The organism is Streptomyces hokutonensis (assembly GCF_000376565.1).
GTDB lineage: Bacteria > Actinomycetota > Actinomycetes > Streptomycetales > Streptomycetaceae > Streptomyces > Streptomyces hokutonensis.
Genome location: NZ_BARG01000038.1, coordinates 143820 through 168895, shown reverse-complemented (window position 1 = coordinate 168895; position 25076 = coordinate 143820). Strand labels below are relative to the sequence as shown.

20 protein-coding genes are annotated in these 25076 nt (G+C 70.3%); 14 read left to right on the top strand and 6 right to left on the bottom strand.

Annotation, left to right across the window (positions count from 1 at the left end; genetic code table 11):
- Nucleotides 1–70: 70 nt before the first annotated feature.
- The gene (locus SSP08S_RS23340) at nt 71–2491 is read right to left on the bottom strand and encodes a GH92 family glycosyl hydrolase (protein ID WP_019070057.1); all 2421 of its coding nucleotides are present in this window, start codon (nt 2489–2491) and stop codon (nt 71–73) included.
- A 348-nt stretch (nt 2492–2839) separates the two neighbouring features.
- Between SSP08S_RS23340 and SSP08S_RS23335 the strand changes: the two genes are divergently transcribed.
- Nucleotides 2840–4051: a beta-1,3-glucanase family protein gene (locus tag SSP08S_RS23335; protein ID WP_019070056.1), complete on the top strand. Its 1212-nt coding sequence runs from the start codon at nt 2840–2842 to the stop codon at nt 4049–4051.
- 50 nt (nt 4052–4101) lie between these two features.
- Here the strand turns inward: SSP08S_RS23335 and SSP08S_RS23330 are convergent, their stop codons facing one another.
- Nucleotides 4102–5637: a DUF4331 family protein gene (locus SSP08S_RS23330; RefSeq protein WP_026178753.1), complete on the bottom strand. Its 1536-nt coding sequence runs from the start codon at nt 5635–5637 to the stop codon at nt 4102–4104.
- 159 nt (nt 5638–5796) lie between these two features.
- Here SSP08S_RS23330 and SSP08S_RS23325 point away from each other — a divergent pair, with 159 nt between their 5' ends.
- Nucleotides 5797–6900, top strand: a complete 1104-nt coding sequence (locus SSP08S_RS23325) for a PP2C family protein-serine/threonine phosphatase (protein WP_019070054.1) — start codon at nt 5797–5799, stop codon at nt 6898–6900.
- 3 nt (nt 6901–6903) lie between these two features.
- Here the strand turns inward: SSP08S_RS23325 and SSP08S_RS23320 are convergent, their stop codons facing one another.
- The 3 genes from SSP08S_RS23320 to SSP08S_RS23310 form a co-directional block, all read right to left on the bottom strand.
- Nucleotides 6904–9150: an MMPL family transporter gene (locus SSP08S_RS23320; protein ID WP_026178751.1), complete on the bottom strand. Its 2247-nt coding sequence runs from the start codon at nt 9148–9150 to the stop codon at nt 6904–6906.
- A gap of 94 nt (nt 9151–9244) precedes the next feature.
- Nucleotides 9245–9685 (bottom strand): Lrp/AsnC family transcriptional regulator, encoded by a 441-nt coding sequence (locus SSP08S_RS23315; protein ID WP_026178750.1) that lies wholly within the window; start codon nt 9683–9685, stop codon nt 9245–9247.
- A gap of 24 nt (nt 9686–9709) precedes the next feature.
- Nucleotides 9710–11062 (bottom strand): transaminase, encoded by a 1353-nt coding sequence (locus SSP08S_RS23310; protein ID WP_019070051.1) that lies wholly within the window; start codon nt 11060–11062, stop codon nt 9710–9712.
- A gap of 387 nt (nt 11063–11449) precedes the next feature.
- Here SSP08S_RS23310 and SSP08S_RS23305 point away from each other — a divergent pair, with 387 nt between their 5' ends.
- From SSP08S_RS23305 to SSP08S_RS23265, 9 genes are all read left to right on the top strand, one after another.
- Nucleotides 11450–12895 (top strand): ATP-binding protein, encoded by a 1446-nt coding sequence (locus SSP08S_RS23305; RefSeq protein ID WP_019070050.1) that lies wholly within the window; start codon nt 11450–11452, stop codon nt 12893–12895.
- A complete protein-coding gene (locus tag SSP08S_RS23300) occupies nt 12892–13314 on the top strand; it encodes a roadblock/LC7 domain-containing protein (protein ID WP_019070049.1) in 423 nt (140 codons plus the stop codon). Before SSP08S_RS23305 ends, SSP08S_RS23300 begins: the two co-directional genes overlap by 4 nt.
- A complete protein-coding gene (locus SSP08S_RS23295) occupies nt 13311–13673 on the top strand; it encodes a DUF742 domain-containing protein (RefSeq protein ID WP_019070048.1) in 363 nt (120 codons plus the stop codon). Before SSP08S_RS23300 ends, SSP08S_RS23295 begins: the two co-directional genes overlap by 4 nt.
- Nucleotides 13645–14253 (top strand): GTP-binding protein, encoded by a 609-nt coding sequence (locus SSP08S_RS23290; protein WP_026178749.1) that lies wholly within the window; start codon nt 13645–13647, stop codon nt 14251–14253. The genes SSP08S_RS23295 and SSP08S_RS23290 overlap by 29 nt, the downstream gene beginning before the upstream one ends.
- A complete protein-coding gene (locus SSP08S_RS23285; protein WP_019070046.1) occupies nt 14250–15467 on the top strand; it encodes a cytochrome P450 family protein in 1218 nt (405 codons plus the stop codon). Before SSP08S_RS23290 ends, SSP08S_RS23285 begins: the two co-directional genes overlap by 4 nt.
- A complete protein-coding gene (locus SSP08S_RS23280; protein ID WP_019070045.1) occupies nt 15464–16690 on the top strand; it encodes a cytochrome P450 family protein in 1227 nt (408 codons plus the stop codon). The genes SSP08S_RS23285 and SSP08S_RS23280 overlap by 4 nt, the downstream gene beginning before the upstream one ends.
- A 222-nt stretch (nt 16691–16912) precedes the next feature.
- Nucleotides 16913–17533: an L-threonylcarbamoyladenylate synthase gene (locus tag SSP08S_RS23275; protein ID WP_019070044.1), complete on the top strand. Its 621-nt coding sequence runs from the start codon at nt 16913–16915 to the stop codon at nt 17531–17533.
- Between the two features lie 102 nt (nt 17534–17635).
- Complete coding sequence (locus SSP08S_RS23270) at nt 17636–18391, top strand: dienelactone hydrolase family protein (RefSeq protein WP_019070043.1); 756 nt, start codon at nt 17636–17638, stop codon at nt 18389–18391.
- Between the two features lie 165 nt (nt 18392–18556).
- Nucleotides 18557–19744, top strand: coding sequence for a glycoside hydrolase family 64 protein (locus tag SSP08S_RS23265; protein WP_019070042.1), 1188 nt, complete (start codon nt 18557–18559; stop codon nt 19742–19744).
- 67 nt (nt 19745–19811) lie between these two features.
- On the opposite strand, the gene SSP08S_RS23260 is transcribed toward SSP08S_RS23265, so the two are convergent.
- Entirely contained in the window at nt 19812–22208 is a 2397-nt protein-coding gene (locus SSP08S_RS23260; protein ID WP_019070041.1) for a M4 family metallopeptidase, read from the bottom strand.
- Between the two features lie 284 nt (nt 22209–22492).
- Between SSP08S_RS23260 and SSP08S_RS23255 the strand changes: the two genes are divergently transcribed.
- The 3 genes from SSP08S_RS23255 to SSP08S_RS55705 all read left to right on the top strand — a co-directional run bounded on the left by SSP08S_RS23255 (nt 22493) and on the right by SSP08S_RS55705 (nt 25067).
- Nucleotides 22493–23737 carry an MFS transporter gene (locus SSP08S_RS23255; protein ID WP_019070040.1) on the top strand — a complete coding sequence of 415 codons (1245 nt, stop codon included), beginning with the start codon at nt 22493–22495 and terminating at the stop codon, nt 23735–23737.
- 77 nt (nt 23738–23814) lie between these two features.
- Nucleotides 23815–23997, top strand: coding sequence for an antitoxin (locus tag SSP08S_RS23250; RefSeq protein ID WP_019070039.1), 183 nt, complete (start codon nt 23815–23817; stop codon nt 23995–23997).
- A 170-nt stretch (nt 23998–24167) separates the two neighbouring features.
- Entirely contained in the window at nt 24168–25067 is a 900-nt protein-coding gene (locus tag SSP08S_RS55705) for an MHYT domain-containing protein (RefSeq protein ID WP_051105960.1), read from the top strand.
- The last annotated feature ends 9 nt before the right edge of the window (nt 25068–25076 follow it).

Genomic DNA, 25076 nt, shown 5'->3' with positions numbered 1-25076 from the left:
ACACCCTTCCGGCTGTCCGGGCGAGCATCCTGCGGCCGGCGGACGACGGGGCCGCCGGCCGCGGTGCGGGTCAGTTCGGGAGGCCCTCCGGATCGGTCGCCCAGGTCGTGTCCGGTTCGGTGGCCAGCCTGAAGTCCAGCCTGCCGCCCTTCAGGGTCAAGGCCGCGCCGGTCCATGAGCGGGTGAGGTCTCGGCCGTTGAGGCGTACGGCGTCGACGTACGGGTGGGTGTCGTCGGCGTCGGGTGCCGTGATGACGATGTCCGTGCGGCCCGGTCGGTCGAGGACCGCCTTCGGGAAGAGCGGTGCGCCGAGAAGGAGGTCGGCGCTGCCCGGGGTGCGCGGATAGATGCCGAGGGCGGAGAGGACGTACCAGGCGGACATGGTGCCGAGGTCGTCGTTGCCGGGCAGGCCCTTGGGGCCGGTGCCGTACGCGGTGTCGAGGATCTGGCGGACGGTCGCCTGGGTCTTCCAGGGCTGTCCCAGGGAGTTGTAGAGCCAGGGGGCGTGGATGTCGGGCTCGTTGGTCGGGTCGTAGCGCAGTGCGTCGCCGCCCCGGACCGACCATGCGCCGTCGGCCGTGTGGAAGAAGGCGTCGAGGCGGGTGGCGGCCGTCTCGCGTCCGCCCATCGCCTCGGCGAGGCCCTGCACGTCCTGCGGGACCATCCATACGTAGGCGGCGGCCGAGCCCTGGGCGAAGCCGAGGTCGCTCGCCGGGTTGAACGGGGTCACCCAGGAGCCGTCGAGGTTGCGGGCCTGGATGTAGCCGGTGGCGGGGTTGAAGACGTTGCGCCAGTAGGCACCTCGCGCTTCGAAGGCCTTCGCCTCCTCCGTCCGCCCCAGCAGTTTCGCCCACTGGGCGAGGGCGGAGTCGGCGACCGCGTCCTCCAGGGTCTCGGCGGCGCCGCCCCAGCAGTGGCAGGCGTCCTGGGCGGCGTAGTGGGAGGTCATGTACTGCGCCAGGTTGGGGCGTTGGCCCACGCACTGGCCGGGGCAGCCGGCGTCCGAGAGTTCGTCGGGGTTGGGCACGGTGGCCTGGTGGACGAGCGAGTCGAAGGCGCCCTGGTAGTCGAAGTTGCGTACGCCCATGGCGTAGAAGGTCGCCAGGGTCGCGGCGGACGGGTCGCCCGTCATGACGTGGGTGGCGCCGCTGATGTGCACCCAGCGGTCCCAGACTCCGCCGTTCTGCTGGGCGAAGTTGTAGAGCGATTGAGCGAAGTCGCCCGCGACGGTGGGCTCCAGGAGGGCGAGCAACTGGATCTGGGCGCGGTACTGGTCCCAGCCGGAGAAGTTGCTGTACTGCGCCCGCTGGCCGCGCGCCAGCCGGTGGACGGCCTGGTCCATGCCCCAGTAGCGGCCGTCCGTGTCGCTGATCAGGTTGGGCTGCGTGAGGGCGTGGTAGAGCGCCGTGTAGAAGGTCTGGCGGCGGGCGGGGGTGCCGCCGTCGACGCGTACGGTGCTCAACTCGCGGTCCCACGCGCGGGCGCCCGCCTTGGCGACGTCGGCCACGCGCGCGTGCGGGGCGATTTCCTGGCGGAGGTTGGTCTCGGCCCCGGCGAGGCTGACGTAGGAGATGCCGATCCGCATGTGGACATCGTTGTCAGCCGCCGTGTCGAAGCCGACCCAGCCGCCGGATCCGCGTCCCGCGCGGTCGGCGCCGGTGGCGTATCCCTCGCCTCCGGAGGCGGTCGCCGAACCGGGTGACACCGTGCTGTCGTGCCAGGTGCCGACCGAGGAGAAGGCACGGTCGAAGGAGGCGCTGAAGTAGAGCCGGTAGTAGCTCTTGCGGTTGTTGACACCGCCGTTGGCGCGGCGCCCGCAGAAGGCTCCCGTGAGGACCCAGCCGGTCACCTTGCGGTGGGCGGTGTCGATGTCGACGTGCGCGTCCGCGCTGCCGTTGAGGGAGTTGGAGACGCGGAAGAGGAGGCTCGCCGGGCGGTCGGCGGGGAAGGTGAAGTCGGCGACTCCGGCGCGCTTGCCGACGGCCAGGTCGGCGGTGGCTCCGGAGGCGAGGCCGAGGGTGTAGCGGCCGGGGGTGGCCTTCTCGTCGGCGTGCGAGAAGTTCGACGCGTAGACGGCGTCCTTGGTGTCCGCCGACGGTGACGAGGTGACGTCGCCGACGAACGGCATGATCGGTACGTCGCCCGCCGCGCCGGGGTTGCAGCCGGCGCCGTTGACATGGGTGAGGCTCAGACCGCGGATGCGCGTGGCGCCGTACTCGTAGCCGTTGGCGGCACCCGTGCTGGTCTGGTCGCCGGTGGTGCTGGTCGGGGACCAGGCGATCATGCCGCCCGGGAGAGTGGCGCCGGGGTAGGTGTTGCCGCCGTTGGAGGATCCGATCAGCGGGTCGACGAGGGAGGACAGCTCGCCGGAGGTGCCGCTCGCCGCGGCGAGGGCGGGGAACGGGGCGGCTGCGGCGAGCGCGGTCGTGACCGCCGCGGCCGCGACTCCGACGCCGAACCGTCTTGCCGTGCCCAGTAGTTGGTGACGCATGCGTCAAGTCGCCTTTCGGGGAAGGGACATGGGACCGAAGAGACAGGGGGCGTCGCGAGGCTAGGAGGCCGCGCGATGGGAGGGAAGAGGCACCCGGGTACGGGTGATGAAGTGCGGGTGAATGCTTCGCCGCGCGCTTAAGTGGCCCTTAAGCACGGGTTAAGCGACCCGTCTCATCTCGTTTCCGCAGGTCAACGTGGTGACGACTTCTCCTCGACCCGTTGGCCGAGGCAGCGCTCCTGCGTAATATCAGGCCCCGGCGGCGGTGCCGACGCACGCTGTGAGAGCGCTCTCAAAGCGTCGGCACCGTCCGCTCCGAACGGCCCGACCCGCACGGAGGCCCCCCACATGACTCCCCCGACTTCCCGTCATCGGCGCACGCTCGGCCGCCGTCAGCTCCTCTTCGCCCTCGGCGGGGCGGCGGTGGCCGCTCCGGCAGTCGCGGCCCTCGCACCGCACGCCCTCGCGGACACCAAGTCCATGGAGACGAACGCCGATCAGGCGGGCGGGCTGCCGTTGACGCTGGTCAACAACAGCGGTTCATTCGACAACGCGAGCGTGCACGTCTACATCGTCGGCAACGTGGACGGCAAACAAGTGCGGGTCGCCCCCGACGGGACGCTCGCGCCGATAGCGCTCTCGGACAACGGTGCCGACGGCTTCACGGACTACGCGATCAGCCTCAACTCCGGCGCCGAGACGACGATTTCACTCCCGTACCTGTCGGGCCGCGTCTACGTCTCCCTCGGCGCGAAGCTCAAGTTCAAGGCGGTGGCGGACGGCAACGGCAACCCGGCGCTCCAGTACCCGGCCGACTGGGTCACGTCCGACCCCAACTACCAAGTCCTGCACGACTGCGCCGAGTTCACGCACAACACGTCGGGCATGTTCTGCAACACGACGATGGTCGACATGTTCAGCGTGCCGTTGAGCATCCGGCTGACCGGCGCCCAGGACCAGACGACGGGCACGCTGCGCGACGGCGGGCGGGCGTCGGTGTTCGCCGCGGTGCGGCAGGTAGAGGCGTTCGCCCCGCTGGTCGTGGACGACACGCGGGTCATCGCGCCGGGGCACGGGCTGGACGCGGGCCTGTTCGCGGCGGACTACTTCGCTCCGTACATCGACGAGGTGTGGAGCACCTACACCGGCAAGGACCTCACCGTCACCACGAACGCGGGCGCCTTCACCGGCCGGGTGCGCGCCGACCGGTTCGCCTTCACCGGCCCCGCCCCGGTCTCCTTCGCGAAGCCGTCGACCCGGGACGTACTGTTCTGCGACGGCAGTCTGGCCGCCCCGAACGACGGCACCACGGGCCCGGTCGCGGCCGTCCTCGGCGCGGGCTTCAACCGCTCCACGCTGCTGTCGAACTCAGCCCAACCCACCACCGACGCCTCGGAGTTCTACCGCACCGACCTCACGAACCACTACGCGCGGGCGGTGCACGCGGCCACCGCCGACGGCCGGGCCTACGGCTTCGCCTTCGACGACGTGGCGGACTTCGCGTCGTACGTCCAGGACACCGCACCGACGGGGATACGGCTGACGCTCACGCCGTTCTGAAGCCGGAGAGGGCGGGAGCGCGGCCCCCGCCCTCTCCCGTTCCGTGCCGCTCAGTTCGGCCGTTGCATGCGCCGGCGCCACCACGCCAGACCCGCGCCGATCAGCAGGATCCCTGCCGCGCCCGAGCCCACCGACGCGGCGATCAGACCGGTGTTGCTCGTGCCGTCGGCCGAGCCGGTCGGCTGCAGGGCGTTGCCCACCTGGTCGCGGACGCTGTTGCCACCGGCCGTGCCCTTCGCGAGCGGGCCTCGCGAACCGGCGACGGGCTGGGCCAGGTAGGGGAAGGAGTCGCCGAACTTCTGGTCATTGGAGTCGACCGCGTCCCCCAAGTCGTTCTTGGCGCCGACCAGTTCGCCCTCGACGACCTGGAGCGAGATGTCCACGACGTCGTCGGTGAGCCGGCGCCCGTTCGGGAAGCCCGCGTTGTCGCCGTCGAGGACACCGAGCCGTTTCGGGTCGGCGGTCGGCTTGATCGAGGTGTTCAGGCGCAGCATCTCGGCCGGTCGCACACCAGGCGGCTGGTTGAGGCCCTTGACGCCCTTGAGGAAGACGTCGACGAGATCATTGCGGGGTTCCGCGGGTGCCTTGATCTTGTAGATGGCCTCCATGAGCTTCGGCAGTTCCGGGTTGGTCACGTTCTTCAGGAACTGGGCGTCGTTCCAGGGCGAGGACGCGTTGAACTTGTCCTTGTCCTTCAGCGGGTTGACGACCTCGTTGACCAGCGGGTTGCCCAGCCGCGAGACCTGCTCGTAGTCGCCCTGGGCGTTCCTTCGCTGGGTGGTCGACCAAATGCCCACGACCGGTTGCTGCTTCGACTCGGTGATCATGTCGGTGGGCAGCTGCAGGGCGATCGAGTTGACGTTGTAGCCCTTGAGGGTGTCGTTGCCGACCTCGGAGAGGTTGCCTCCGTAGAGCAGGTCGAAGACGCGCAGGTCCAGGAAGAACGGGTCGTCCGCCTGGCCGGCGAACGTCCGCCCTCCGTGGGCGAGTTGACGGACCGCCTGCTCGCGCAGCTTGGCGTAGTCGGGCATCGACGCCTTGCCGACGTTCGACGGGGCCACCGGTACGTCGTCGGCGAGCTTCGTCTTCGAGACGAGACTCTGGTTGTGCAGCTTGAGCAGGTCGACGTCGTAGGTCTGGGTGACGTTCAGGTCCGGGTCGTCGAGGCTGGTGACCGGGCCCGTGTTGTACAGGAACGTCTTCTTGTTCTTCGTGTGTGTCTTGAAGGTGTAGCGCAGCAGCAACTCGCCTTGCGCGTCACCGTTGTTGTCGATGTGGATGTCGTACTGGGCGTCGTCCGCGAACGTGTAGAAGTTCGGGCCGCCCGCCGGATCCTCGAACGGGATCCAGTTCGCGATGATCGTCGTCGTCGCCGGATCGTCCGGGCTGACGAAGGCGTACACGTCCGTGTTGTCGTACTTGGGGTGCCCCGAGATCAGCGGGGCCTCCCGGTGACTGGAGGCGGAAGCCGCCCCCGGTTCCAGCGTGGTCATACCGGCGGCTGCGAGTCCCCCGGCGGCCAGCGCACCTGCTACGAGGGTGGCGAGGCTCCTGCGCCGCGCACCGCTCCTGGCGATTGGTGTCATACCGTCCGTCCTCCGTGCCAACTTCCCTGACGCTCGAGGATTCGGAACGGCCACCCCTTGCGGATTGGTGAATATTGACTGATCTGACCGATCTTTCAGTTGATCTATCGATTTGGCGCTCGGAGTGCGGGGCCGGTCCCGTCGTAGGAGCGTGGTGGTGTGGGAAAGGTGCGGGGTCTCGTGTCGCGCCGGAACCGGGAGCCGACCCGGCGCGGCTGGCTCCGGGGCGCGCCCGCTCCCATGTGGGTGCGGGTGCTGCCGGCCGTGCTGGTCGTCGGTGTGGGCGTGGCGACGCTGATGAGTCGGAACCGGCTGGACGTCGGCTTCGTGCTGGGTGCCATTCCGCCGCTGGCCGGTCTGTCGTACGGCGTGGTGGCGACCGTGTTCTACGGCGGACTCAGCGTCGCGCTGCTGACCGTCCCGGCCTTCCACCTCAACGATCCGGGCAGTACGGACCTGTTGACCATCTGCTTCGTCGCGTTGCTGAGTGTGTTCATCTCGTTCGTACGGAGTCGTCGGGACGCCCAGCTCGATCTGGAGCGTACGGTCGCCGAGGCCGCGCAGCGGGCCGTGGCGCCGCCGTTGCCGGAGCGGGTGGGGCCGGTGCGATGTGCGGGGCTGTACCGGGCGGCGCAGCGCGGGACGCTGGTCGGGGGTGACTTCTTCGATGTGCGGGACGGGCCGTTCGGGGTGCGGGCGGTGATGGGGGACGTGCAGGGGCACGGGCTGTCGGCCGTGGCGACGGTGGCTTCGCTGCTCGGCGCGTTCCGGGAGGCGGTGCTCGACCGGCAGGAGCTGGAGTCGGTCGCCGCGCGGCTCGACCGCAGGCTCGTGGTGGATTCGGCGCGGTCGCCGCACGCGGAGCTGTTCGCCACGGCCGTACTGCTGGAGTTCTCGGCGGACGCGCGGGCGGTACGGATCGTGGCCTGCGGGCATCCGGCTCCGGTGGTGCTGCGCGAGGGGCGCGTCGCGGAGATCGACATCGTGCCGTGGACGCCGCTGGGTCTCGGTCTGGCCGACTCGGGTCCGCTCGGTGCCGTCACGGTGCCGCTGCGGCCCGGGGACCGGCTGTTCCTGGCGTCCGACGGGGTGTGGGAGGCACGGGACGCCTCCGGTGCCTTCTATCCGCTCACCGGGCGGCTCCCCGCGCTCGCCGACGGGGACCCGGCCGACCTGGCGGAGCGGGTGTGGGCCGATGTGCTGCGGTACTCGGAGGAGATCCGGGACGACGTCACCATGCTCGTCCTGACGCCCGACGACTGAGGTTCACCGCGCCTCCTGCTCACCCTCCGCGTCGATGTGCGGCAGGATCCGGTCCAGGAACCGGGGTGTCCACCAGGCGTGCCGGCCCAGCAGGGTCATGACGGCGGGCACCATCAGCAGCCGTACGACCGTCGCGTCGATGAGCACACTGACAGCCAGGCCGAGGCCGAGCATCTTGACCACGATGTTGTCGCTGAGGACGAAGGCCGCGAAGACGCTGACCATGATCAGCGCGGCGCAGGTGATGACGCGCGCGGTGATCTCCAGGGCGTGGGCGACGGAGGCCTCGGCGTCGCCGGTGCGCAGCCAGGCCTCGTGGACCCGGGAGAGCAGGAAGATCTCGTAGTCCATGCTCAGGCCGAAGATGATCGCGAACATCATCATCGGGACGTAGCTCTCGATGGGCACCTTGCCGGAGACGCCCAGCGCGGGGCCGCCCCAGCCCCACTGGAAGACGGCGACGACGACGCCGTAGGAGGCCGCGATCGAGAGCACATTGAGGACGGCGGCCTTGACGGCGACGAGGAGGCCGCGGAACACGGCGAGGATGATCAGGAAGGCCAGGGCGACGACCACACCGATGATCAGGGGCAGCCGGCTCGACACGATGTCGCGGAAGTCGACCTGCGCGGCCGTCGTGCCGGTGACGTAGCCCTTGGCGGAGGTGCCGGAGACCGCGTCGGGGAGGGTGTCGTGGACGAGGCGGTTGGTGAGGTCGGTGGTGTCGGCGCTCTGCGGGGACTGCTTGGAGTAGACGGTGCCGACCAGGACGTCACCGTCCTTGGTGGTCGTCAGCGGGGTGACCTTGGCGGCGCCCTGCACCCCGTCGAGGGTCTTCTGTGCCTGGGTGGTGAGGTCCTGGCGCTGCGAGGACGGGACGCCCGTCTGGTCGATGACGACGGTGAGAGGGCCGTTGGAGCCGGGCCCGAAGGCGTCCGTCATCAGGTCGAAGGCGCGCCGGTCGGTGAACGAGGTGGGGTCGGCGCCGTCGCCGATGTGACCGAGCTGGAGGGAGAAGACCGGGATCGCGAGGACGACGACGGCCGCGACGCCCGCCGCGAGGAAGGTCCACGGCCGGTGTTCCACGCGCTGCGCGTAGCGGTGCCAGGTGCCCGTGGGTTCGGTGCCGGGCTCGGCGTCGGTCTCGGCGACCGGGCGGCGCACGCGGTAGCGGTCGATCCGTTTGCCGACGAGCCCGAGCAGGGCGGGTACGAGGGTGAGCGCGCCGATGACCGCGGACACGACCGTCACGGCGGCCGCGAGCCCGAGTTTGCCGATGAAGGGCACTCCGGAGACGAAGAGTCCGGCGAGCGCGATGATCACTGTGCAGCCGGAAACGAGCACGGCTCGGCCGCTGGTGGCGGTGGCCTGTCCGGCGGCGCGCACCGGATCCGCGCCGTTCATGAGGTTCTGCCGGTGACGGGTGATCAGGAACAGGGCGTAGTCGATGCCGACGCCGAGTCCGATCATCGTCGCGAGGGTGGGTGACACCGTCGCGAAGGTGAAGGCCGCCGCCAGCAGTCCGAGGCACGCGAGTCCGCCGATCACGCTGATCAGCGCGGTCACCAGGGGCATCGCGGCGGCGATCACACTGCCGAAGCCGATCAGCAGCACGACGATGGCCACGGCGAACCCGATGAGTTCGCTGACCCGGTCGTCGGCGGCGGGGCGGGCCAGTTCGCCGAGCGGTCCGCCGTACTCGACCTGGGCGCCGGCGGCGCGGAGCGGCTTCACGGAGTTGTCGACGCCGTGGAGGTAGCCGTCACCGAGGGTGGACGGCTGGACGTCGAAGCGGATGGTGATGTAGCCGGTCTTCGCGTCGGTCGACAGGGGTCCCACGTTCGGACCGGTGGACGTCGGTGGCTGCGCTCCGGGCTGCGGCAGCGGGTTCTGCACCGACAGGACGTGCGGAAGCTTCTGCAGGTCGCCGACCGTCTCGGACATCTGCGAGCTCAGCGAGGTGAGCTGTTTGTCCTTGTCGTGCAGGACGATCTGGCTGCTGTAGCCGCCGGCCGCCGGATCGTGGTCCTTCAGGACCTGCAGACCGTGCTGGGACTGTACGCCGGAGAGCGAGAAGTCGTCCGAATAGTCGCCCCCGAAGGACCTGTTGAGGACCTGGAGCGCGGCCAGCGCGACGAGCCAGGCCACGACGACGATCACGAAGTGCCGGGCGCACCACTCCCCCAGCCTCCTCAGCACCCCCTTGGCTGCGGCCCCGCTGCCCCCTGCACTGGAATCCGTGGGCGTCATGACCTCGGCCTTTTCCGCCAGGGGACATTTCCGACACCCCCATTAGACGCCCACGGGATCACTACGGCATCTCGGGCCCGCGCTCAGGCGGCGGTCACCCCACGTCCCACAGGAACCGGTGGGTGTGGATCCCGAAGTACGGGAACGACTGGACGCTCCTGACCCCTTCGATCGGCCGTACGACGTCGTTGACGAAGTCCAGCAGGTCCCGCGGTCCCGGGGTGACCACTTCCGCGAACAGGTCGAAGCCGCCGGAGGTGAGCACGGAGTACACCACCTCGTCGCGCAGGGCGAGTTCGTCGGCGACCGTGCGCGGGTCGCCGTCCACCTCGATGCCGAGCATGGCCATGGCCTGCCCGCCCATGGCCATCGGGTCGGTCACCCCGACGACCTGAACGGCCTTGGAATCCAAGAGGCGTTGGAGCCGCTGGCGAGCTGCCGACGCGGACAGGCCGACCTTCGGTCCGAGGTCGGCGTAGGCGATACGTCCGTCGGTCTGGAGCTCGCGCAGGATGGCCCGGTCGATGTCGTCCACGTGCTTGTTCTCCAACTCCCTGTGTCAGTCGGCCAGTTCGGCGAGGGCTTCGGCGAAGACCCGGGTGTGGGTGTCGACGTCCTGCTCGGTGGTGTCGGGGCACATCAGCGCCATGCTGTGGAACGGGGTGAGCAGGATGCCCCGGTTGGCGAGGTAGAGGTGCAGGAAGTCCTCCAGCTCCGGGTCGCCCGCCGCCTCGGACTCGGTGCCGGTGCGCGGGGCCGGGGACGCGAAGCGGTACTCGCTGCGGGCGCCGAGGCGGCTCACCGTCCAGGGCAGCGCGTGGGCGTCGATGCCCTCCTGGACACCGGCCGCGAAGCGTTCGGAGAGCTTCGCCATATGGGCGAACGCCTCGTCGGTCAGGACGTGTTCGAGGGTGGCGCGCATCGCGGCGACGGAGAGCGCGTTGCCCGCGAGGGTGCCGCCGACCCCGCCCATGTCGACCAGATCCAGGTCGGCGCGGCCGAGCAGCCGGTCGGCGAGTTCGACGGAGAGGCCGTAGGCACCAGCCGGGATGCCGCCGCCGATCGCCTTGCCGATGGTGAGCAGATCGGGTTCGAGGTCCCACTCGGCGGTGCAGCCGCCCGGTCCCGCGGAGAAGGTGTGGGTCTCGTCGATGATGAGCAACGTGCCGTGTTTCCTGGTCAGTTCGCGTACGGCGGCCAGGTAGCCGGGCTCGGGCAGCACGATGCCGATGTTGGTGAGCGCGGGTTCCATCAGGACGGCGGCGACGTCGCCGTGCGCCAACTCCCGTTCCAGCTGGGCGGGATCGTTGAACTCGGCGACGCGGCTGGTGAGCGTGACATCGCAGGGAGCGCCGACGTTGCCGGGGCGGGCCGTACCCTGCCCGTCCGGCCCCACGACGATGAGCGACTCGTCGACGCTGCCGTGGTAGCTGTAGCTGTTCACCAGGATCTTGGGGCGGTCGGTGACGGCACGGGCGAGCCGGATCGCCCAGCGGTTGGCGTCGGTCGCGGTGAGCGAGAAGCTCCAGCGGGCGAGCCCGAAGCGGCGGGTGAGCTCCGCGCCGACCCACTCGGCGTCCTCCGTGGGCAGCATCGCCGTGGCACCGCCCTGTTCGGCGAACCGGCGCCGCACCGCCTCCGCGACCACGGCGGGCGAGTGGCCGGCCATGGCCCCGGTGTCGCCGAGGCTGAAGTCGATGTACTCGTGCCCGTCGATGTCGGTGACGCGGGCGCCCCGGGCGGTGTCGAGATAGCGGGGGAAGGCTCCGGCGGTCTTGTTCATCCAGGTCATCGGCACCCGCCCGAAGAGATGCTCGGCGCGGGCGTAGGCGGCCTTCGAGCGCGGATTGCGCCGCTCGGCCTCGGCGCTCTCCCGGGCGAGCAGGTCCTGGAGGCGGGTGCGGCGGTCCATGGGATACCCCGGTGGTGTCGGCGACGGAATGTCCGGACGATACGACCGAAAGCATCGTATGGGCAAGACGCAGCTGCGGAATCAGCTGTTGAGACGATCGATTCGTGCGCACACCCCATCCCGCGGCCCGCCCGGTTCGACGGATGCGCGACATCCCCCGCAGCGCTCCGCCTCCGCGCCCGATGCATCGCCCCCGGCAACTCAACTCCCTTTCTCCACGCGCCATTTCAGACACTTGACGCAGAAGTGAACAGAGAGCTGTCAGTTTCGAAGAGAACTCCTGTTACACCGTGCGAGAGCGGTCGATGACGGTGTGTACTGTGCTCCGGGCACCCCGCCTCAGGGGCTCGAAATCAGCCCTGCCCGACTTCTCTTGGACTCGATTCGATGACCGAATTACCGGACCTGGTGACCGGCGCGCTCGCCGCCGGCACGCTGTCCGCGCTGGCGCTCGGCGCCGGTCTGCTGCGGTCGCGGCGTCAACGTGCCCTGCAACGGGCGGAGATCGCGGAGCTGCGGGACCGACTGGCCGATGTCCAGACCGCGTTCGTGGCCGAGGTCGAGCATCTCTCCGTCCAGCGGATCCCGGCCGTCGCCCGGCAGTTGACGCATCCCCGGGTGACCGTACCGGGACCGGCGCAGCCGCAGTTCATCGGCTCGCCCCTCGGGATCGCCCTCGAGAGCGTGCTCACCACCCTGCGTTCGGAACTCACCGCGCAGCGCACCCGTATCGACGCCGCCGCGCAGGCCGGGATGCGCGGGGCCACCCGGGAGATCCAGGCCGCGCTGTACCGCTTGCAGGACGCCCTGCGGGCGCTCCAACAGCGGTACGACGACCCGGAGTTGACGCAGACCCTGTTCACGCTGGACCACGAGAACGAGCAGTCCCTGCGCCGGGCTCAGGTCACGGCGGTCGTGTGCGGGGCCTGGGTCGGGCTCGCCCGTGAGGACTCGCACCTCGTGGAGGCGGTGACCGGCGGGCAGGCCCGTCTTGCCGGATACCACCGCGTGCGGGTGCACAACCACCTCGAAGCCGGTACCGCGCTGGTCTCGCACGCCGTCGAACCGGTCGCGATCATCGTGGCCGAGCTCGTCGACAACGCGCTGCGGCACTCGGCCCCGGACACCGAGGTCGTGGTCAACCTGGAGCACGTCCATCACGGCGTCTGCGTCACCGTCGACGACGCGGGCGTGGGCATGACCCCGGACGAACGCGAGCACGCCCGGCGGACGGTGTCCGGTACCGACCCGGTCCTGCTCACCGACCTGGGCGACCCGCCGCGCATGGGGTTCGCCGCGATCGGCCGCCTCACCCGGCAGTTCGACCTCGGTGTCGACGTGTCCTCGCCCTCCCCGTACGGCGGTGTCCGCGCGGTCCTGCGGATCGACAGCCACCTCCTCAGCCGGATCGACCCCGAGCGGCAGCCGCCCGCGGCGGGCGCCCCGCGCTCCACCCGCCCGGCCCCCGCTCCCATCCGCGCGTCCGTGCCCTCCCCGGCCCACTCCTACGGCTCAGAGCGCGACGAACAGGCCGCGGCCGAGGTGCCCGGTCACCAGGCCGTCCCCGACGCCGGCGGACTGCCGCGCCGGCGTCGCCGCACCCCGGCCGCCGCCGTGAACGCGCAGACAGCCCCGGCCGTACCCGTCGCCCCGGCACAGTCGGAGTGGCGCCCGGAGCAGGCCGCGGCGGCGCTCGGCGCGCTCCAGTCCGGCACGGCCGCCGCGCGTGCCGCGAGCGTCGTGGACGAAGAGTCCGCGGGACCGCGACCGGCGGTGCGCGACCTCGATCAGAAGAACAACGGGAACGACTACGAGGGGGGAGCGGCTAGATGATCAGCCGCGATGGGGGCGACACGGCGTGGGTGCTCGATCCGATCCTGGAGGTGCCGCATGTGGTGGCCGCGGTGCTGCTGACCCGGGACGGGCTGGTGCGCGGGTACACCGACGCGCTGTCCCAGGCCTCGGGCGAGCGGGTCGCCGCGATCACCAGCACGGTGCAGGGGGCGTGCCGTACCGCGGCGGCGGCGTTCGCCGACCGGGAGGGCGCCGAGATCCGGCAGGTGGTGATCGAGTCGGACCACGGGTATGTGCTCATCGTCCCCACGGATCACGGGACTTGTGTGGCGGCCTACGGCGACACCGAGGTGCGGCTCGATCTGCTCGCGCACCGGGTGCACTCGCAGGTGGCGCGGCTGGGCGAGAAGACGATGGCCGCCGCTCCGCGGGGAGTTGACGGCGGCGCGTCGGCATGACGGGCCGCCGCGGCGGCCGTCCTCTGGTTCCCGCGTATCTGTCGACCGGCGGGGTGGCCCGGCCGAGCCGCCCGCAGCTGGAGCGGCTGACGGTGCTCTCCGGCAGCGGCGAGCCCGTACCCGCCGGGCTGCCCGCCGCTCAACTCGCCCTGCTGGACGCTCTGTTCGGCGGTTCGCTGACGGTCCTGGAGGCGGCGGCCCTGCTGGAGCTGCCGGTCTCCGCGGTACGGGTCCTGGCCGCCGGTCTCCTCGACCGGGGACTGGTGCTCGCCCGCGCCCCGATCCCGCCCGCCGAGTCCTTCGACCCCGACCTGCTGAAGAGAGTGGCCGATGGCCTACGCGCCCTCAAGCACGACTAGCGGCATCCATCTGCCGGACACCGCACAGGAGTTGGTGAAGATCCTGATCGCGGGCCCGTTCGGGGTGGGCAAGACGACCCTGATCGACTCGGTGTCGGAGATCCGGCCGCTGCACACCGAGGAGCGGCTGACCGAGGCCTCCGTCCACGTGGACGATCTCGACGGGGTACGGGAGAAGTCGACGACGACCGTCGCCATCGACTTCGGGCGGCTCAGCCTCCCGGGCGGGATCGTGCTGTATCTCTTCGGCACGCCCGGGCAGGAGCGGTTCCGGGCGCTGTGGGAGGAGATCTCGCACGGCGCGCTCGGGGCGCTGGTCCTGGTCGACAGCCGCCGCATCGACGCCTCCTTCGACATGCTCGGACTGGTCGAGGAGAGCGGGCTGCCGTACGCCGTCGCCCTCAACACCTTTCCGGACGCGCCCCGGCACCACACCGACGAACAGCTGCGCGCCGCCCTGGACCTGGCGCCGGACACCCCGCTGGTGACCTGCGACGCCCGGGACGCGGAGTCGTCGATCGACGCGCTGCTCGCCCTGGTCCAGCATCTGATCGACCGCGACCCTCCGGAGCACCGGTGACCACTTCGTCCCCCGTCCGACCCGTCCGGCTGTGGGAGGACGGCTTCGCGCTGGATCCCTACGGCTACTACGCCGCCCTGCGCGCCCAGGGCCCGGTCGGCTGGGCCGAACTCGCCCCGGGCGTACCGGCTTACGTCGTCACCGAGCGGCGGGCCGCGCTGGAGCTGCTGCGCGACACCGTCACGTTCTCGCACGATCCCCGGCCGTGGGAGTCGACGGTCGCCGGGGACTCGCCGGTCCTCGGGATGATGCGCTGGCGGCCCAACTCCCTGTTCGCGGACGGCGCCGCGCACGTCCGCTACCGTGCCTCGCTGATCGACGCCTTCGACCGGATCGAGCCGCACGACCTGCGGGACCGGGTGCACCGGGCGGTCCATGTCCTGGTGAGCCGGATCGGGCCGCGCGGACAGGCCGATCTGGTGGGCGAGTTCGCCCGGCCGCTGATGGCGCTGGTCTTCAACAGCCTGTTCGGACTGCCCGACAGCCAGAGCGAGCGACTGGACCGGGCGCTGGGCATGATGATGGAGGGCGGTGCCCAAGCGGCCGAGGGCGAGGCCGAGTTCGGCGGCTACGTCCTCGAACTCGTCGCCGCCAAGGCCGAGTTACGGGGCGACGATCTGCCGAGCTGGCTCCTGGACCATCCGGCCGGGCTGAGTCCGGAGGAGGTCGCCTGGCAGGTGTTCCTCACCCTGGGCGCGGGACACGAACCGACCGCGAACCTGGTGTCCAACGCCCTGTCCCGCATCCTCGGCACCTCGGTCTACTACTCCACTTTGACCAGTGGCGCCCGCCCGGTGATGGACGCCGTGGTGGAGGTCCTGCACCACGAGACCCCGCTCGCCAACTACGGGATCCACTACGCCCGTTCGCCCGTCACCTTCCACGGTGCGTGGATCAGGCCGGCGATCCCGGTGGTCGTCTCGTACGGCGCGCTCGCGCACTTCGCCGAGCAGGAGGTCGTCAGCGGCCGGCATCCCAAGGACGCCTCGCACCTGTCGTGGTCGGCGGGCCCGCACGCCTGCCCGGTCAAGCGGCACACGCTGCTCATCGCGACGGAGGCGATCGAGCGGCTCACCCTGTGGCTGCCCGACCTCGAACCCGTCGTGGAACGGGAGCAGTTGACCTGGCGTCCCGGCCCCTTCCACCGCTCGCTCACATCGCTGCCCGTGCGGTTCAGCCCCCGCTCCCCCGACCAGCCAGGAGACCCGTCGTGACCGTGTCCGACCGCATCGCCCTCGACCCGTTCGGCGCCGACATGGCCGCCGAGAGCGCCAAGCTGCGTGCCCTCGGCCCGATCGTGCCCGTCGAACTGCCCGGCGGCATCCCCGCCTGGGCACCCACCGGCTACGACACCCTGAAGGAACTGATCCTCGACCCGCAAGTCAGCAGGGACCCCCGGCTGCACTGGCGCCTGTGGCCCGAGCTGGGCGAACACCCTTCCTGGGGCTGGGTGTTGGGCTGGATCGGCGTCGTCAACATGCTCTCCACGTACGGCGCCGACCACTCCCGGCTGCGCAAACTCGTGGCGCCGAGCTTCACGCACCGCCGCACCGAGGCGATGCGGGCCCGGGTGGAGACGATCACGGCGGAACTGCTGGACGCGGTGGCGGCCGACGACGCCGAGGTGGTCGACATCAGGGCCGCCCTCGCGCATCCCCTGCCGATGCGGATCATCTGCGAACTCTTCGGTGTACCGGACGAGTTGGTGGCCGACACCGCGCGGCTCATCGCGGCCATCATGGACACCTCCGACCCCTCCCCGGAACACGCGGCGTTCGTCCAGCAGCAGATCGGCACCGTACTGCCCGCGCTGATCGCCCACCGCACCGAACACCCCGGCGACGACCTCACCACCGAACTGATCCGGGTGCGGGACGAGGACGGCGACCGGCTCAGCGACGAGGAACTGCTGTACACGCTGCTGCTGGTGATCGGCGCGGGCTTCGAGACGACCGTCAACCTCATCGGCAACGCGATCGTCGCCCTGCTCAAGCGCCCCGAGCAGCTCGCGGACGTACGCGCCGGGAACATCACCTGGGACGCGGTCGTCGACGAGACCCTGCGCGTCCATCCCTCCATCGCCTCGCTGCCGCTCCGGTTCGCGGTCAGCGACCTCACCGTCGGCGACGTCACCGTCCCGGCCGGGGACGCCATCATCACCACGTACGCGGCGGCCGGGCTCGACCCCGCGCACTACGGCCCCGACGCGGACGTCTTCGACGCGGCCCGCGGCGCCGACGACCACCTGTCCTTCGGCATCGGCGTGCACCGCTGCATCGGCGCGCCGCTGGCCCGGGTGGAGGCCCTGACCGCGCTGCCCGCGTTCTTCGACCGCTTCCCTGACGCCCGCCTCGCCGTCGCCCCGGACACCCTGCTCCAGGTGCCGTCCTTCATCGCCTTCGGCTGGCAGGAGATCCCAGTACGGCTGCGCGGCTGAGCACCGCCGATGAATCCGTACGGCGGCTCGCGCACCCGGCGCCGGAACGGCTCCGCCGCGGCCTCGGAGGGGAGCCGCCGGCGGAGCCGTCCTGCCCGGGTTCGGGGGAGAGCCCCGAGCGCACTGGTCGGCTTCCCCGGTTTCGCCGGGGTACGCCCATGCGATTCGGGCGGGGTGAGGGGCCGCGCGGCGACCCGTGGCCGTACGGCATAAGCTCGGCGGGTGGCCAAGTACTTCGACGTGCACCCGGACAACCCGCAGCCCCGCACCATCTCGCAGGTCGCGGACAGTGTGCGGTCGGGTGCGCTGATCGCGTATCCGACCGACTCCTGCTACGCGCTGGGCTGCCAGCTCGGCAACCGTGAGGGCATGGAGCGGATCCGTACGATCCGGCAGCTGAACGACCGGCACCACTTCACGCTGGTGTGCCAGAACTTCGCCCAGCTGGGCCAGTTCGTGCACATCGACAACGACGTGTTCCGCGCCATCAAGGCGTCCACGCCCGGCAGTTACACCTTTATCCTCCCGGCGACGAGGGAGGTGCCGCGCCAGTTGCTGAACGCGAAGAAGAAGACCGTGGGCGTGCGCATCCCCGACCATGTCGTCACCCAGGCGCTGCTGGCCGAGCTGGGCGAGCCGCTGCTGTCCAGCACCCTGCTCCTGCCCGACGAGGAGGAGCCGATGACCCAGGGCTGGGAGATCAAGGACCGGCTCGACCACGTGGTGGACGCGGTGGTCGACTCCGGTGACTGCGGCACGGAACCGACGACGGTCATCGACTTCTCCAGCGGCGAGGCCGAGATCGTCCGCAAGGGCGCGGGGGACGTCTCCCGCTTCGAGTGACCCCGGCGGCGGGGCCGTGGGCAGGCGTGCCACGATGATCGGAACACGCCGCTCCGGGTCGGCAGCAGGCCCGGCGCCGAACCGCTGGGAGGCACCCCCGCCATGACCGCCGTACAGGGCACCGCCGTGGACATCCCCACCGAGGACGGCATCGCCGACGCCTATCTGGTGCACCCCGGCGACGAGCGCCCCCGTCCGGCCGTGCTGCTCTACCAGGACGCCTTCGGGCTCCGTCCCCACCTCGAGGCGATGGCCGACCGGCTGGCCGAGGCCGGCTACACGGTCCTCGTGCCGAACGTGTTCTACCGGCACGGCCGCGCACCGGTGGTCGAGCTGCCCGAGTTCATCGATCCCGAGGCCCGGCCGGAGATCTTCCAGAAGGTCGGCCCGCTGATCATGGGGCTGACCCCCGATCTGATCGAGCGGGACGCCGGTGCCTATCTCCGTTGGCTGGCCGAGTCCCCCGTGGTCGCCGACGGGCCGGTCGCGATCACCGGGTACTGCCTGGGCGCCCGCCTCGCGCTGTACACCGCCGGCGCCTACCCGGACCGGGTGGCGGCGGTGGGCGGATTCCACGGCGGGCGGCTGGCCACCGACGACCCGAACAGCCCGCACCTGGCCGCCGAACACCTCACCGCCGAGGTGTACTTCGGCCACGCCGACCAGGATCCCTCGCTGCCCGAGGACCAGATCAAGCGGTTCGACGACGCGCTCACCGCGGCGGGCGTCCGGCACCGCTGCGAGGTCTACCCGGGCGCGCAGCACGGCTACACGCAGGCCGACACCTCGTCGTACAACGCGGAGGCCGACGAGCGTCACTGGGTCGCGCTGCTCGATCTGCTGAACCGTACGTTCTGATCGACGGACCGCTTTCACTGATTCAATCCAGGTGCCCACGGAGCGAGTTGCCGTGGGCACCTTTCGTTCAACTCATTGACATGCTCGCGCCTCGGCGCGACTCTGAGAGCGCTCTCACACAGGTACGGACCAATTTCTCGTACACCCCCCACACGGAGGTGAGTAGTGCTCGGCAGAATCCTGCGCCGACTGGGCGCCGCGACCGCGGTGGCCACGATGCTCGCGCTGGCCACACCGCTGACGGCGGACGCGGCGGTGCCCGCCACGATCCCGCTGAAGATCACCAACAACTCGGGCCGCGGCGACGCGGTCTACATCTACAACCTGGGCACCAACCTGGCCACCGGCCAACAGGGTTGGGCCGACGCGGCCGGCACGTTCCACGCCTGGCCGGCCGGCGGCAACCCGCCCACTCCGGCACCGGACGCGTCGATCGCGGGCCCGGCGGCCGGACAGTCCACCACCATCCGGATCCCCAAGTTCTCGGGCCGCATCTACTTCTCGTACGGTCAGAAGCTCGTGTTCAAGCTGACCACCGGCGGCCTGGTGCAGCCGGCCGTGCAGAACCCGACCGACCCGAACCGCAACATCCTCTTCAACTGGTCCGAGTACACGCTCAACGACTCCGGGCTGTGGATCAACAGCACCCAGGTGGACATGTTCTCGGCGCCGTACGCGGTCGGGGTGCAGCGGTCCGACGGGAGCACGGCCAGCACCGGGCACCTCAAGTCGGGTGGCTACACCGGGTTCTTCAACGCGCTGCGCGGACAGCCGGGCGGCTGGGCCAACCTGATCCAGACCCGGTCCGACGGCACGGTGCTGCGAGCGCTCTCACCGACGTACGGGATAGAGACGGGTGCCCTCCCGAGCACGGTGATGGACGACTACATCAACCGCGTCTGGTCGAAGTACGCGTCGTCGACGCTGACCGTGACACCGTTCGCCGACCAGCCGAACACCAAGTACTACGGCCGGGTGTCGGGCAACGTCATGAACTTCACCAACAGCTCCGGCGCGGTCGTCACCACCTTCCAGAAGCCGGACGCGGCCAGCATCTTCGGCTGCTACAAGTACCTCGACGCCCCCAACGACCTGGTGCGCGGCCCGATTTCGCGCACGCTGTGCGCGGGCTACAACCGCTCCACGCTCCTGGTCAACCCCAACCAGCCGGACACCACCACGGCGAACTTCTACGTGGACACGGTGACCAACCAGTACGCGCGCAAGATCCACGCGCAGATGGCGGACGGCAAGGCGTACGCGTTCGCGTTCGACGACGTCGGCGCCCAGGAGTCCCTGGTGAACGACGGGAACCCGCAGCAGGCCTATCTGACGCTGGACCCGCTGAGCTGAACAAGACCGGAACACCCCGCACGCCTGGGGGCGCGTGCGGGGTGCCGGACGGAACAGGTGGAGCGGATCAGCTGGTCGTGACGGCGGTGTCGTCGATCACGAAGCTGGTCTGGAGCGAGGAGTCCTCGACCCCGCTGAACTTCAGGGCGACCGTGGTCCCCGCGAAGGCCGACAGGCTGAAGGACTTCGCCACGTAGCCGCTGGCCGCGTTGAGGTTCGAGTAGGTGGCCAGGGTGGTCGATCCGGCGGTGACCGTCAGCTTGTCGTAAGCCGTGCTGGTGGTGGTCTCGGCCGTGTCGATGTGAATGTAGAAGGTGAACGTCGTCCCCGTGCAGCCGCTCGGGATCGTCACCGACTGGGACAGCGTGTCCGTGTGGGTCGAGCCGTAGCCGTCGAGCCAGGCCTTGTACGAACCGGTGCGGGCCGCCTGGCTGCTGGAGCTGGTGATGACCCCGCTGGTCGCGGTCCAGGTGGTGTTGCCCGACTCGAAGCCCGCGTTGCCCAGCAGCTGCGTCGAGGTGCAACTGCCGCCCCCGCCACTGGAACTGACGGTCCAGGTGAAGGACGCGGTGCCGGTCGCCCCGGTGCTGTCGGTGACGGTCACCGTGGTGCTGTAGGTGCCCGCGGTCGTCGGGGTGCCGGTGATGGCGCCCGTGGAGCTGATCGACAGGCCGGTCGGCAGTCCGGTCGCGGCGTACGTCAGGGTGCCGCTGTTGGTGGAGCTGGCCGCGATCTGCAGGCTGACCGCCGTACCGACGGTGGAGGACTGGCTGCCCGGGTTGGTGACCGTGACCCCGCTGGTCGGCACGGTGATGTGGCTGCCGACGTTGATGCCGGCGAAGGCGTTGCCGACTCCCGCGTACTGCGCGGAACTTGTGCCGTACAGCGCCGCTGCCGCGTTGAGCGCGGCGGTGCGGGCGGCGGCGTAGTTGGTGCTGGACGTCATGTACGTCGTCAGTGCCTTGTACCAGATCTGCAGGGCCGCGGCCCGGCCGATACCCGCGACGGCCACGCCGTCGGAGGTGGTGCTGGTGTAGGTGGTGCCGTTGATGACCTTGGTGCCGCTGCCCTCGGAGAGCAGGTAGAACATGTGGTTCGCCGGGCCCGAGGAGTAGTGGACGTCGAGGTTGCCGACACCGGAGTACCAGCTGTCCGCGCTGCCGCCGTCCTTGCTCGGCTTGTCCATGTAGCGCAGCGGCGTGCCGTCGCCGTTGATGTCGATCTTCTCGCCGATGAGGTAGTCGCCGACATCGCTGCTGTTGTTGGCGTAGAACTCGACGCCCGTGCCGAAGATGTCGGAGGTCGCCTCGTTCAACCCGCCCGACTCACCGGTGTAGTTGAGCCCGGCCGTGTTCGACGTGACGCCGTGGCTCATCTCGTGCCCTGCCACGTCCAGCGAGGTCAGCGCGTGCGTGGAGCCCGAGCCGTCGCCGTAGGTCATGCAGAAGCAGCTGTCGTCCCAGAAGGCGTTGACGTACGCCGTGCTGTAGTGGACGCGCGAGTAGGCGGCGACGCCGTCGTTCTTGATGCCGCTGCGGCCGAACGTGTTCTTGTAGAAGTCCCAGGTCGTCTGGGCGCCGTAGGCCGCGTCGGCGCCCGCGGTCTGGGTGTTGGAGCCCGCGCCGGTGCCCCACACGTCGTCGGCGTCCGTCATCAGGGTGCCGGTGCCGGACGTGGCGTTGTTCAGGCTGTACGTCTTGTGACCGCCGCGCGTGGTGTCGTACAGCTGGTACGTCGAGCCGGACAGCGTGGTGCTCAGCGAGACCGTGCCGCTGTACTGGGTGTTGCCGGTGCCGGTCTCGATGCCCTGGAAGCGGGAGAGCTCCTTGCCGGTGGTGGCGTCGGTGATGACGTGCAGCTGGCTCGGGGTGCCGTCGTCCTGGAAGCCGCCGATCACCGTCTCCCAGGCGAGCTTCGGGCTGCCGTCGCCGGCCCAGATGACCTTCCGGGCGCTGTCGGTGCTCGGCGCCTTCGCGTCGAGCGTCTTCGCCGTGGTGAGGGCCTTGGTCTCGGCCGCCGACTTGGCGACGGACGCGGTGGTGGAGGGGACGGTGAGGGTGTGCTTGTTGTTGAAGGTCGCGCTCACCGTGCCGGTCGCCTGCGCGGCGGGCGGGGTGTGCACGACGAGGTCGCCGCCGAGGACGGGCAGACCGGCGTAGGTGCGCTCGTAGCGCGTGTGGACGGTGCCGTCGTTGTCCTTGACGACGTCCTTGACGACCAGCTTCTCCTTGGCGCCGAGGCCGAGGGTGCGGGCGGTCTTCGTGCTGTTCGCGGTGGCGGTCTTCACCAGGGCGGTGCGCTGTGCCGGGGTGAGCTTCGCCTCCAGGCTGCCGGTGCGCAGCGGGCTGGGGTGGGGGGACGCGGGCTTCGCGCTCGCCGGAACCGACTGGATGCCGACGGCGAGGAGCGCGGCGGTGGAGATCAGGGCTCCAACCGCGGTCCGCTTGCGGGGGATGCGTCTCACTCGTACTCCTCCTGCGACGGCCGCGGACGCGGCCGGTGACAGACCGGACAGCCGGGTCTGCTGTCCGGGAGAGCTGAGCTGTGCGGGGCCGACCGAACTTTGACCGATCCATGGAGGATCCGTGGGGTAACTGCGTGGAGGATGACAGCGTTGACCCGTCCATGTCACGCAGGGTCGGGGCACTCAAGGGTTTTCCCTCTGTCCCCGGGCCCAACCGGCGTCGCGGACCGGCCACTTGCCGTTCGCGAAGGTGACGGAAGGGGCCCGCCGGGTACGGTCCGATCATGCCCCGACTCGTGGATGTTCCCGGGTACGCGCGCTTCTGGACGGCCTCCGCGGTCTCGGCGTTCGGTTCGCAGGTGACGGGGCTCGCCCTGCAGATCCTCACCGCCGTCACGCTGCACGCGTCCGCCACCGAGGTGGGCCTGGTCAACGCGGCCCGCTGGGCGCCCTATCTGCTCTTCGGCCTGGTGGCCGGAGTCCTCGTGGACCGCTGCCGACGCAAGCCGGTGCTGGTGGCCATGGACCTCGGCCGGGCCGCACTGCTCGGCGCGATTCCGCTGCTGTACGCGCTTGAACGGCTCGACATCGCCACCCTGTGCGCGTGCGTCTTCGCCTTCGGGGTGCTCTGCCTCTTCTTCGACGCGGCCAACCAGTCCTACGTCCCCCAGCTGGTTCCCCGAGAACTTCTCAACGCGGGGTACGCCCGGGTGGGACAGGCCGACGCGGTGGCCGGGTCGACCGGGCCGCTGATCGCCGGCGTGCTGATCAAGCTGCTGGGCGCACCGGTCGCCGTACTCGTGGACGCGGCCAGCTATCTGGCCTCCGGTCTGCTGCTCACCTCGGTGCGGGCCCCCGATCCGGTGCCCGACCGGGGAGCGCGGCGCGGTCTCATGAGCGAGCTGCGGGAGGGAGTGGCCTGGGTCTACCGCCACCGGACCCTGGCCTCCATCGCGCTGACCTCGCATCTGATGCTTCTCTTCAACACCGTGGTCAGTACGGTCTTCGTCGTCTTCGCGCTGCGTGACCTGCGGATCGGGGACTTCGGCCTGGGGGTGACCTACGCCTGTGCGGGACTCGGCGGAGTGCTCGGCGGCGCGTTCTCGGGACGGGTGGCGAAGAGGCTCGACGTCGGCGCCACCCTGATCGCGGGCCGGCTCCTCGCCGCCGTCGGCTGGCTGCCGCTGGTCCTCGCCCACCGCGGGCCGTGGGCACTGGTCTCCGTGTCCGCGGCCTTCTTCGTGGTGTCCGCCGCGATCTCGCTCGAGAGCCCGGTGGAGATGAGCTACCGCCAGGCGGTCACACCGGACCGGCTGCGCGGCCGGATGAACGCCACGATCCGCTCGTTCAACTGGGGAATGGTGGCGATCGGGGCGCCGCTGGGCGGGCTCCTCGCCGACCACGTCGGCTACCGCTTCGCCCTGTCCGTGGGCCTGACCGGAGCGGTCCTCCAGGCACTCGCGCTCGCCGTGTCCCGCACGCGTGGGGCCCGCGCCACCGACGGACACGAACCGCTGGTGCCCGCCTGACGCACGGCACCGAAATGCGGCTTGCGCGAACGCGGGGGATGCTGGGAGGGCCAACGCACGTCCGAAGGAGGACACCCATGTCGTTCATGGAAAAGGTCAAGGGAATGCTCGGCCAGAACCCCGACAAGGCCAAGCAGGGCGTGGACAAGGCCGGAGACATGATCGACGAGCGCACCGGCGGCAAGCACGCCAAGCAGGTCGACATGGCGCAGGACAAGGCCAAGGACTTCATCGACCGCGAGAAGCCGCAGCAGCCCTGACAGCCCTGACCGGCTGACCGCATCTGTCCGCGTATCGCCCCCGATGCGCCTCAAGTGATCCCTGAAAGTGGAGACTTCGTCAAGTACAGATGTGAAAGCGGTGCGCGGCCCGGCCCCGATTCGTACATACTCCCCCCACAAGCAGCCAGGACTCTGGGGGGAGTTGGCTCATGCAAGGCACGATCGACGGGTTCCGCTACGGTGCGGTGACTCCGGTGGCGGCTTATTTGATGGCCTGCCTGGGAGGTGCTCTGGGACTGCGCTGCGTGGTGCGGTCCCTGCACAACGAACATTCCTGGAAGGCGGGTTGGCTCGCGCTGGGCGCGACATCCATCGGCACCGGCATCTGGACGATGCACTTCATCGCGATGATCGGCTTCCAGGTCGAGGAGACCCGCATCGGCTACGACGCCGGCCTCACGGTGCTGAGTCTGGCCGTGGCGATCGTCATGGTGGCCGTCGGGGTGTTCATCGTGGGATATCGCGGCGCCACCACCGGTACGCTCGCCGCGGCGGGCGTCATCACCGGCCTCGGGGTCGCCGCAATGCACTATCTCGGCATGGCAGCCCTCAAGTTGAACGGCACCATCGAGTACCGGACCAGCACGGTCGTCCTCTCCATCGCGATCGCGATCGTCGCCGCCACGGCGGCCCTGTGGGCGGCCGTTTCCATCCGGGGTTTCCTCGCGAGCCTGGGCGCCAGCCTGGTGATGGGCGTGGCCGTGTCCGGGATGCACTACACGGCCATGGCCGCCGTGAGCGTCCATCTGCACAGCACCGGAGGGGCGTGGACGGGCGACTCCGCCACCTCGCTGCTCCTGCCCATGCTGCTGGGCCCGGTCATCTTCCTGCTGCTGGCCGGGGTCGTGGTGATGTTCGACCCGCTGCTGGTGATGGGCGAGGGCAACTGGGACCGTTCCTTCGCCCGGCACCCCATCGCCCCGAAAGCCGCTGACAGGCAAGCGGATTCGGCCTTCGCCGCACGGGACTCCGCGGCCCCCCGGGCCGTGGAGACCAACAGCGGTCGCCACGGCCCGAGTTCGACCACGAGCCGCCGCAGACCCCGATAGCGGGGCGCC